The sequence below is a fragment of the Oceanisphaera marina genome (assembly GCF_014643915.1).
Taxonomy (GTDB): domain Bacteria; phylum Pseudomonadota; class Gammaproteobacteria; order Enterobacterales; family Aeromonadaceae; genus Oceanimonas; species Oceanimonas marina.
On record NZ_BMKE01000049.1, the window covers coordinates 1 to 6,799 of the forward strand.

The following is a 6,799-nucleotide window of genomic DNA, read 5'->3' on the forward strand; positions in this document are numbered from 1 at the left end:
CAACTGATGAACTTGAGAAATAAGCTCGGACGAATAGACTGGCAGGTGTATGCCTGTGCTCCTTATGCTCACGGTGTCGGTGTTGCCAAATACTTAGCTCGGTATATGCGCGGTGGTGCGATCAATAATAAGCAGCTCATCGCCGTAAAAAATAATATACTCACGTTTAAATATAAATCACATCAAACCAAAAAGACTGAACGACAGCAGGTTAGCCTGCCGAATTTTATGCGTATGGTACTGAAGCACTTACCATTAAAAGGCAAGCCCACCATCCGCTACTACGGGCTATATCACCCAACAGTGGTCGAAAAGTTGAATGTGGCAAGAGCACAATTTAAACAACCCGCATTTATTACAGCATTGCTGCCAACATGGCAAGAAATGCTAAATAAACTAGGCACTACATTAATCTGCCCGACATGTGGTGCCACTGAGCGAATAGCAGTGGCTCCGCTGAAACGATAACGGGGCTGGTACTCACAGTCTGTTTTCGATGCGGAATAATAGCGGGTGGGTAAAGGACTCAATTCATTACAATAAGCATAGTGATAAGAGTGAGTGATTGTTACTATCCGTCTATAAATCATGAGTTTGGCGACCAAGAACCCCGAGGCTTTTCCTCAGCGTCAACGCAAGTCCAACAAAGCGATGAATCAGACAAAGGTCTCCACCTTCTACGGAGAGTAGAAAACGCTGAGTGGACCTTCGCTGATTATCTAAGCGTTATATTTATTCCACAGTCAGGGGTTGATAATGAGTAAATTTGAAGGTAGTTGTCATTGCGGTGCAGTTACTTGGGCGTTTTCTTTGCCGATAAAGACTGTCGTTAAGTGCCATTGTAATAATTGCAGAAAGTTGCAGGGCAGTGATTATAGCTCTTGGGTTGTGGTGCCTCAGTCGCAGTTTGAAGTGCTTTCTGGTCAAGATGTGGTCTCTTTATATAAAGCAAACGAGACATCTAGCAAGTCATTTTGCTCAACTTGTGGCTCAGCAGCTTACTTGGTAAATGGTAAGCACTTTCCAGGAAATTTTGTATTGCCGCTTGGTGCCGTCAATAACTATACAAACGAGCTTGCGCCGCAAATTCAAGTTTATACAACAGACAAAGCTCCTTGGGTAAACTTGCATGAAGATGAGCCCGTATTTAGCTAAAAATATAACAAGGCCAATCACAAACGCCAGCAAGCTGGCTGGACTCGCTACGCTCGCCTGTGTTGGCGGCGTTAGTTTTCTAGGGAACATATGAGCCAAGAATTAACTCTCAAAGGTATTGCACTTGAGAAGCTCAATCGGATATTGAATCCGAATTTTGATTCCAAATTTATTTGGGCTTTACTCTCTGGTGGAGTACTTCTTGCCGGGTATCAGCGAATCATACAGCTATGCTCCAGCATAGAAGTAGTTTCAGGTGATACTTATGTGAAGTTGTCCCTTAGTTCGGGCACCGATGCTGTTTTCATTTTCATTTCATTTTCATCGGATCTGTGATGATATTTTCATCGATCATCATATTCATTGTAAGAATGATAAGTAGTCAGCCTGGGACTGTTAAAAAGTATAAGTCTTTGCAACGCGCAGCAAAGGATATTAGGCCTCTGATGGACGACAACCGTAGGGTATTTACCGCATTCGGGCCTAATTCTGAAAGCGGGAATGTAGATGATTTAAGGCAAGACTATGAAGTATGGGAGCAGCTAAAAAGGGATCAGATTGTACCTAATAATGATGAGATATTGAGTATATTGAACAGAGTAAAAGTGCTTACGCAGAATGAGGCACCGATTGTAAGTAAGATGAAATCACATATTGCAGCATTTAAAAAGCACTGTTCCAACCCAAGTTTTGGCTACAGCAATGATCAGTTTCCATTGAGTTTTGCGGATTTGATTTTCAAATATTCGAAGTCAAATGATAATAACATGGAAGAATATTCGGAGTGGCTGAAGAAATCTCTTTCTCTATATCTAGATAAAGTTGAATCCGTATACATCTTTGGAAGCGCGCTCTATGGACAAGAAAAGACTGACGTAGATGCGATCATAAAGAACAACCTTGTTGATATTGAAGAAATAAGGGAGTTCGCTGAAATATCAAAGGAACTGAAAAATGTCTTTGAGAAGGAGTTTTCCCTCTCATTGCATTTAAAGGTGTTCTCGGAGAGAGAGGCTCAGAGCTTTGGTAGGTTTTTAGAGAAAATATACAAATCAGAAAAGGTGATCTAGCTTGGGTAGAAATCTGCACTACACAATACCTAAATATCTCGAGAGTGCGCTCACCAAGCATGCGAAAGTGCTGTCTTGGGAGCGTATTGATAGCAGTCAATCAGACGAACACTACATCTATTTGATTAGGAGGTCTGAGGGGCTTTCCCAGGTGATTGTTCATTTGTCTGACGAATATGAATACTCCTTAGATGATTATTTTCAAAAGCCCGACAGCATCGGGGAAGGTGCATTTATCTTGGTTGCTCGGCCTGAAGCTGTTTATGACGATTCAATCGTCGAAGTAGCACAACAGGATCAAGTGAGCATAGGTAAGTTTGGCGCCTTAATGGGAGCTCTTTATAAAGAGAGGCACTGGGAGTATGTTCCAAAGGAAAGAAGAGACGAAAACTAACAAGCGGCAGCACGCGGACCGCGCTACGCGCGGCCGGTGTGCCGAGCGTTATGCCAGTAGGTTGGATATTTTATTATGAGAAAAATACTTTCACAGGGAGACATGGATGGAGCGTGCTTTCTGTACGCGGTGTGCAATGCGTATCATGCTCTGAGTGGCCGAAAGGCAACAGCTAAACGCTGGAGAGAGTCTTTGAAATGGATTCCGTTTGCTAACGATTTTATATCTGATGGCGGTACGTGGAGATACGACGAAGACGTCGCCCTGTACGAATTTTCAATATCTCGAATTCTTCGCGAATTAGCGCCAGACATGACTTTTCGCCTTGAATGCGTGCCCAAAATCAAAAAGCCATCAGAATTTGCCGAGCTAATTGATTCCAGCTCAGTCGTTCTTACTAACATCGAGTCCGAGCACTAATACATAAGCAAGCACTAATACATAAGCCACCCATATCAAAATGGCTTCGAAAGCCACTCTTGGCCTAAAAAATAGGCGTTGGTGGTTCTGTTTTTAATGGGAAAAGCTGGATATGGCTAAACCCAGCTGGGTGGATGCTGATTTTGTGGCAATAGTCGAGCAATCCAGCAGCGCTGGTGCACGCTTATTGGCGTGTAACAATGTAAACGTGACATCAAGACTTGCTTGAGGCGTCAGCCAGACCAATGTTGGCAGCTGCGGGCATGGGCAATGCGCTGCATGTTCAAATGCGTGCAGTAGCGGGTGAGGTCGTCGAGTGTGCCGACCGGACCCGTGAACAGGTCTTTAAATTTATGGGTTATTTTAAGCCAGTTTTCCAGCGGAATATTCAGTCGAGTCAGGATGTTGGCCGAGCCGGGTTGAATGGCCCCGCGTTTGTCATTACGCAGTAGTCGGCCGGTATCATCCACCAGGCTCAAGTAGTCTTTGGCAGCAAATGATAAGCCTTTGGGCAACTTGTCGCGTTCGTTACCCACGAACGGCAGTAATCGCTCGGGTTGTTTTCCCTGAAATGCGGCCTTTATACGGCGCTGAATACTGGTGAATTGCGATTGCTCCGGGGTAAAGGCCATCTTGGCGCGGATGGGGTTTAAATCGACATAGGTCATGCAGGCCAATACTGCCGCTTCATCTAACAAAGCCTGGGATTTAAAGCTCCCTTCCCGCTCTTTCCTAAAGTAATGGCCCAGTTGCAGTTATCTTCCTTGTTCGCTTGCCGGGCTATCGGCTCGTTCAAGGCCCGCATAAACCAGCTGATGTCCGTTAACCGGCGGCGATACTCGGCGATGGTGTCATTGAGCAGTGCCATAAAATAGGGCTCGATGGCCTCACCCTTAGCGAAGCGCTGGGTCAGTAAGGTGCCTTTAAATAACTGGTGCCAGTGCTGAACGACCTCGTTATCTGACCATGCCTGCGCGGTGTCGATGTCAATTCTTAATACCACATGCAAATGATTAGACATGACCGCGTAAGCAGCAATATCAATGGCAAACACCTGCGTTAACAGTAACAAACGCTGCTCAACCCAGTCGCGTCTATGCTCGAAACATTGACCTGAATAGAGGTCTGTGCCACACAAAAACGCCCGCCTTACAGTACGACTCACGCAATGGTAAAAGGGCGTATCCTCCAAACTGACTTGGGTAGAGCGTGGTCTTGGCACCGGAGCCTCCTCATATACATCAAACGTGATGTTTTAAGTGTAGAGGTGAGACTAAAAAACAACCAATTCACATGGGTGGCTTGTTAGATTCCTGTAACCAGACGCCAAAGCGTACCGCTTCGCCATCAGTTCCCTCAACGTTATGTGCTTCGAGAAAAGTTGGAATTATGAACTATTTTGAGTCTCCTTTTTTAGGTGTTTCGTTGCTTGAACAAGTGACGAATCCAAATATTATTGTTGGCAAGCATAGCTACTACTCGGGCTATTATCATGGTTATAGCTTCGATGATTGTGCGCGTTATCTTAGCCCGGATAGAAGCGATGTAGATAAGCTGATCATCGGCAGCTATTGCTCTATAGGCTCTGGTGCCGTATTTATGATGGCTGGAAACCAAGGTCATCGAAATGACTGGGTTAGCACGTTTCCGTTTTTCTACCAGGACAATGAAAACTTTGCGGATGCCGAAGACGGCTTTCAGCGTTCAGGTGATACCATCATTGGAAATGATGTTTGGATTGGCTCAGAAGCCATGATTATGTCCGGTGTGAAAATTGGCGACGGTGCGATTATTGCAAGCCGTGCTGTAGTAACCAAAGATGTAGCGCCATATGAAGTAGTGGGTTCTAATCCTGCAAAGCATATTAAGTTTCGGTTTTCAGAATCCGAAATTGCTATGCTAATAGAAATGAAATGGTGGACTTGGCCTGATTTAAAGCTAAAAGATTGTATGAAATACCTTTGTTCGTCTGACATTGAAGGTCTATACGGATTTTGGAAAAAGCAGGTACGCACATAACAGGCTTAGGCTACATTGCGGCTTTGCCTCCGTTTTGTGGTCGCGCATGCTGGCAGCGTAAATGTCTATGATTGATCACGGTACATTCGAGGAAATCTACAATGGGCCAGGTGCCCTTGTTTGGGAGCAGTTCAAAGGTAAACGGTTACCAAGTAATGGCCAGTTTCAGGTTTCTCTCAACACGCTCCGGCAACTCAATCAAACTGTGGCTCAAGCAGACCGCGTGCCGAAAGCCATTTAACAAGATGCAGCAGCTCTCGTCCTGTAGTTCCTTTCCGTTGTTCCTTCGTCGCCACTTCAAGCTCGCTGCTGTGCAAAGCGTTATAAAGCAATAGTTATGGTTAAATATCCTTGTTATTAAACGGAAGTCATATGATTTTTGATATCGAAGGGCTGGACAGCCAAGAGAAATATCGTCTCCTGAATGGGGGTGTCACTCCCAGGCCCATTGCCTGGATTAGTACCCGTTCACACGATGGTATTGATAACCTGGCGCCGTATTCCTTTTTTACCGTGGCAAGCTGTAATCCTCCGGTACTGCTATATACCCAGGTCACCCAGAGAAACGGCATCAATAAAGATACACTGCAGAACTTGCTGGAAACAGGCGAGTGTGTGGTCAATATTGTCAACTCAACCTTGCTGGAAAGCATGAATCAGACCAGTGCGAGCCTTGACCGTAATAAAAGCGAATTCGACTTCGCCGGCATCGAGCGCTGTGCCAGTGTTAAGGTGAAGCCGCGTTCGGTTAAAGACGCTCCCGTTCGTTATGAATGCACGTTAAGAGAAGTCATTCCTGTGAGTGACTTGCCCACGGGCGGCACCGTTATTCTGCTTGATGTAAAGTGTGTTTATGTTCGAGATGATCTGTATAAAAACGGGGTTATCGATCAGCAGCGTATTGATTCTGTCGGCAAGATGGGTGGCGATCATTTTAGCCTGACGACTGAAAACGTAGAACTGACTCGCCCCTAGAGATTAGCAGTAGGGGGCTAGGGTCTTGAACACCGTATACTGTGTTGGTGTATCAAATACGATAAATCTGACGCTTGTGTCTTCACGTTAACGTCAATAAAGTGAAGATGTAGTACTCGCCAAGGCCGTGGAGAGTCATTATCATATAGGCCAAATTCATTTACAGAAGCATCATCTATGTCTATTCCTGCGTGCCCCAAGTGCAATTCCGAGTTTGCTTACCAGGATCAAAATAATCTGGTCTGCCCCGAGTGTGGTCATGAGTGGAACCCGTTAGAAGCCAATACCGATGAAGAGATTCTGACCGCAAAAGATGCGAATGGAACAATGCTGGAAGCAGGTGACAAGGTCACTGTGGCCAAAGACCTTAAAGTGAAAGGCAGCTCACTGGTGATTAAAATTGGTACCAAGGCGCTGATCAGACGCATAGTGGAAGGCAAGGATCACGAACTCGACTGCAAGGTAGACGGCGTTGGCGAAATGATGGTCACTGCGAAGTTTGTCAAAAAGTCCTGATCGTTCTCGGTTGATTAACATTCAAACCGGCGCCTGAAGGGCGTTATGCATAATAAAGGAAGCGCGCATGGAGCTGAATATATGGTTGCTATACATCAGTGTGATCAGCATTCTGATCTTCAGCCCGGGCCCTTCTGCTTTATTATGTATAAGCAATCACGTATAACGTATGTGGAATTCACTTCCTACTCCCTTTAGCAACATTGAAACTTCAGTCAGTAGCTGATCTTTTCTCCAGGAAATAAAGCTG

The 6,799-nt window shown here is 45.2% G+C and carries 11 protein-coding genes; 9 read left to right on the forward strand and 2 right to left on the reverse strand.

Going from position 1 to position 6,799, the window contains the following annotated elements; genetic code table 11:
* The 5 genes from IEW52_RS15375 to IEW52_RS15395 form a co-directional block, all read left to right on the forward strand.
* On the forward strand, window positions 1-468 hold a 468-nt coding region (locus tag IEW52_RS15375), incomplete at its 5' end, for a transposase (RefSeq protein WP_188630963.1).
* Between the two features lie 288 nt (window positions 469-756).
* A complete protein-coding gene (locus tag IEW52_RS15380; protein ID WP_188630964.1) occupies window positions 757-1,155 on the forward strand; it encodes a GFA family protein in 399 nt (132 codons plus the stop codon).
* Window positions 1,156-1,245: 90 nt separating this feature from the next.
* The gene (locus IEW52_RS15385; RefSeq protein WP_188630965.1) at window positions 1,246-1,491 is read left to right on the forward strand and encodes a hypothetical protein; all 246 of its coding nucleotides are present in this window, start codon (window positions 1,246-1,248) and stop codon (window positions 1,489-1,491) included.
* 110 nt (window positions 1,492-1,601) lie between these two features.
* A complete protein-coding gene (locus tag IEW52_RS15390) occupies window positions 1,602-2,225 on the forward strand; it encodes a hypothetical protein (RefSeq protein WP_188630966.1) in 624 nt (207 codons plus the stop codon).
* A 1-nt stretch (window position 2,226) separates the two neighbouring features.
* Window positions 2,227-2,619, forward strand: a complete 393-nt coding sequence (locus IEW52_RS15395; protein ID WP_188630967.1) for a hypothetical protein — start codon at window positions 2,227-2,229, stop codon at window positions 2,617-2,619.
* A gap of 653 nt (window positions 2,620-3,272) precedes the next feature.
* Here the strand turns inward: IEW52_RS15395 and IEW52_RS15835 are convergent.
* Both IEW52_RS15835 and IEW52_RS15840 read right to left on the reverse strand, forming a co-directional pair.
* The gene (locus IEW52_RS15835) at window positions 3,273-3,707 is read right to left on the reverse strand and encodes a hypothetical protein (protein WP_229667999.1); all 435 of its coding nucleotides are present in this window, start codon (window positions 3,705-3,707) and stop codon (window positions 3,273-3,275) included.
* 23 nt (window positions 3,708-3,730) lie between these two features.
* Window positions 3,731-4,177: a transposase gene (locus IEW52_RS15840; protein ID WP_229668000.1), complete on the reverse strand. Its 447-nt coding sequence runs from the start codon at window positions 4,175-4,177 to the stop codon at window positions 3,731-3,733.
* 251 nt (window positions 4,178-4,428) lie between these two features.
* Between IEW52_RS15840 and catB the strand changes: the two genes are divergently transcribed.
* The 4 genes from catB to IEW52_RS15420 all read left to right on the forward strand — a co-directional run bounded on the left by catB (window position 4,429) and on the right by IEW52_RS15420 (window position 6,549).
* Window positions 4,429-5,058: a type B chloramphenicol O-acetyltransferase gene (gene catB, locus IEW52_RS15405; RefSeq protein ID WP_188630968.1), complete on the forward strand. Its 630-nt coding sequence runs from the start codon at window positions 4,429-4,431 to the stop codon at window positions 5,056-5,058.
* A gap of 61 nt (window positions 5,059-5,119) precedes the next feature.
* Window positions 5,120-5,299 (forward strand): DUF6998 domain-containing protein, encoded by a 180-nt coding sequence (locus tag IEW52_RS15410; protein WP_188630971.1) that lies wholly within the window; start codon window positions 5,120-5,122, stop codon window positions 5,297-5,299.
* A gap of 131 nt (window positions 5,300-5,430) precedes the next feature.
* A complete protein-coding gene (locus IEW52_RS15415; protein WP_188630969.1) occupies window positions 5,431-6,033 on the forward strand; it encodes a flavin reductase family protein in 603 nt (200 codons plus the stop codon).
* A gap of 177 nt (window positions 6,034-6,210) precedes the next feature.
* Window positions 6,211-6,549 (forward strand): zinc ribbon domain-containing protein YjdM, encoded by a 339-nt coding sequence (locus IEW52_RS15420; RefSeq protein ID WP_188630970.1) that lies wholly within the window; start codon window positions 6,211-6,213, stop codon window positions 6,547-6,549.
* Window positions 6,550-6,799 lie beyond the last annotated feature (250 nt).

Bases quoted from the DNA above. Each gene is read 5' to 3' on its own strand.
- IEW52_RS15380 (WP_188630964.1), top strand. From the start codon at position 757: ATGAGTAAATTTGAAGGTAGTTGTCATTGCGGTGCAGTTACTTGGGCG.
- IEW52_RS15385 (WP_188630965.1), top strand. From the start codon at position 1,246: ATGAGCCAAGAATTAACTCTCAAAGGTATTGCACTTGAGAAGCTCAAT.
- IEW52_RS15390 (WP_188630966.1), top strand. From the start codon at position 1,602: ATGGACGACAACCGTAGGGTATTTACCGCATTCGGGCCTAATTCTGAA.
- IEW52_RS15835 (WP_229667999.1), bottom strand. From the start codon at position 3,707: ATGACCTATGTCGATTTAAACCCCATCCGCGCCAAGATGGCCTTTACC.
- catB (WP_188630968.1), top strand. From the start codon at position 4,429: ATGAACTATTTTGAGTCTCCTTTTTTAGGTGTTTCGTTGCTTGAACAA.
- IEW52_RS15410 (WP_188630971.1), top strand. From the start codon at position 5,120: ATGTCTATGATTGATCACGGTACATTCGAGGAAATCTACAATGGGCCA.
- IEW52_RS15415 (WP_188630969.1), top strand. From the start codon at position 5,431: ATGATTTTTGATATCGAAGGGCTGGACAGCCAAGAGAAATATCGTCTC.
- IEW52_RS15420 (WP_188630970.1), top strand. From the start codon at position 6,211: ATGTCTATTCCTGCGTGCCCCAAGTGCAATTCCGAGTTTGCTTACCAG.